The sequence below is a fragment of the Pseudoalteromonas sp. TAB23 genome (assembly GCF_000498075.1).
Lineage (GTDB): Bacteria > Pseudomonadota > Gammaproteobacteria > Enterobacterales > Alteromonadaceae > Pseudoalteromonas > Pseudoalteromonas arctica.
In genome coordinates this window covers 1-1574 of the sequence record NZ_AUTP01000169.1, presented here as the reverse complement: position 1 = coordinate 1574, position 1574 = coordinate 1, and the positions used below count along the sequence as shown (strand labels likewise).

Annotated in this window: 1 protein-coding gene and 1 pseudogene; one reads left to right on the top strand and one right to left on the bottom strand. The window is 38.1% G+C overall.

Translation table 11 applies throughout. From position 1 onward, the window contains the following. Positions 1 to 738, bottom strand: a pseudogene (locus tag L654_RS0107715) (hybrid sensor histidine kinase/response regulator); the annotation flags it as partial. A gap of 414 nt (positions 739 to 1152) precedes the next feature. Between L654_RS0107715 and L654_RS0107710 the strand changes: the two are divergent. Beyond that, positions 1153 to 1416, top strand: coding sequence for a DUF4212 domain-containing protein (locus tag L654_RS0107710; RefSeq protein WP_002961535.1), 264 nt, complete (start codon positions 1153 to 1155; stop codon positions 1414 to 1416). The last annotated feature ends 158 nt before the right edge of the window (positions 1417 to 1574 follow it).

Below are 1574 nucleotides of genomic sequence, written 5' to 3'. Positions count from 1 at the left end.
AGCCATTAAAGACTGGCCAATAAAGTTAAAGCTAAAAAAGTTAAAGTCGCTCCAATGGGCCCAAATCGACTCGGTTACTTTATTTGAAGTAGGCTCTGGCATATTAAATAAGGTGTAAACAGCAAGGCCTGCTACAGCAATAAGTGCAATAAGTTTAATCATTGATTCAAACGCGACAGCAAGCATTAACCCAGAGCGATACTCTGTTACGTCCACTTTGCGGGTACCAAAAAATATTGCAAATAAGGCCATAATTAATGTGGCAGAAAGCGCGAGCATATCGCCTGATATTTTATTACTGTTTTGCAAAAGTAAAAAGCTGGTACTAAGCGCTTTTAATTGCAGTGCAATGTAGGGAATAGTCGCGAGTAAGGCGATTACAGTAACCATAATCGCGGTAGTTTGGCGTTTGCCGTAACGAGCTGAAATAAAGTCAGCAATAGTGGTTATGTTTTGTTTTTTGCTTACCAGTACCAGCTTACGTAAAAACCCTTGGCCGAATAAAAACAGCAGCGCAGGGCCCAATAATATTGGCAAATAACTCCAACTGCTGGTGGCGGCTGTACCCACTGAGCCGTAGTAAGTCCAAGAGGTACAGTAAATCCCAAGTGAGAGTGAATACACAAAAGGGTGATGGCTAATACGCTTTGCCAAAGGGGTTGTTTTATCGCCCCAATTGGCGAGCCAAAACAGCACACCTATATAACTTAAAGCAACAATAATGAGTACGGCAGTCATGTTGTTATTAAACCTTATTATTTTAAATAGTCCCTCAACCCTATGAGGGATTAACACAATACCAGAACTGAGGTTAAGTGTGAGGCTTGAATTTAAAATAAAACTTTCATTTTATTTCTATCTTATTGAATATTAATAACAAAAATAAAATCATCTCAAGCATTAGACTAATGTCGCATTAATAACCAACTTACCAATTTAATAGTAAAGCCAATTCAAAAAATTAAGCTAACCAATTGAAATAAAATGAAAATGTATAAAATACGTTTGAATGATAAATACAGTTTACGTAAACGTTAACAAGCTGTTACGACTATGGTCTCAATTCAATATGTAACCAGCGTTGCTAAATTGGTAAGCGAAGATAAAAAACCACTCATCGCGATATTGCGGTGCTTAAAGGGGAAAACAAAAATGGCTTTTAAAGATGAAGAACAAGCAAAAGCTTATTGGGCAGAAAACATTTCGCTGTTATTTAAACTGTTAGCAGTGTGGTTTGTTGTGTCTTTCGGCTTTGGCATATTACTGGTTGATGTACTTAATGAAGTACGTTTTTTTGGGTTTAAACTTGGCTTCTGGTTCGCCCAGCAAGGCGCGATTTATACCTTTGTTGCTTTGATTTTTGTGTACGTTTTCAAAATGAATACGTTAGATAAAAAATACGGCGTAGACGAATAGGAGCTAAGCAATGGATGTTCAAACACTCACGTTTATAATTGTTGGTTTAAGCTTTGCGCTTTATATCGGCATAGCAATTTGGGCCCGTGCGGGTTCAACTAAAGAGTTTTATGTAGCAGGCGGCGGCGTACCTCCTCTTGCTAATGGTATGGCAACGG

Excerpts from the sequence above, each read along its gene's own strand:
- L654_RS0107710 (WP_002961535.1), top strand. The coding sequence starts at position 1,153 with ATGGCTTTTAAAGATGAAGAACAAGCAAAAGCTTATTGGGCAGAAAAC.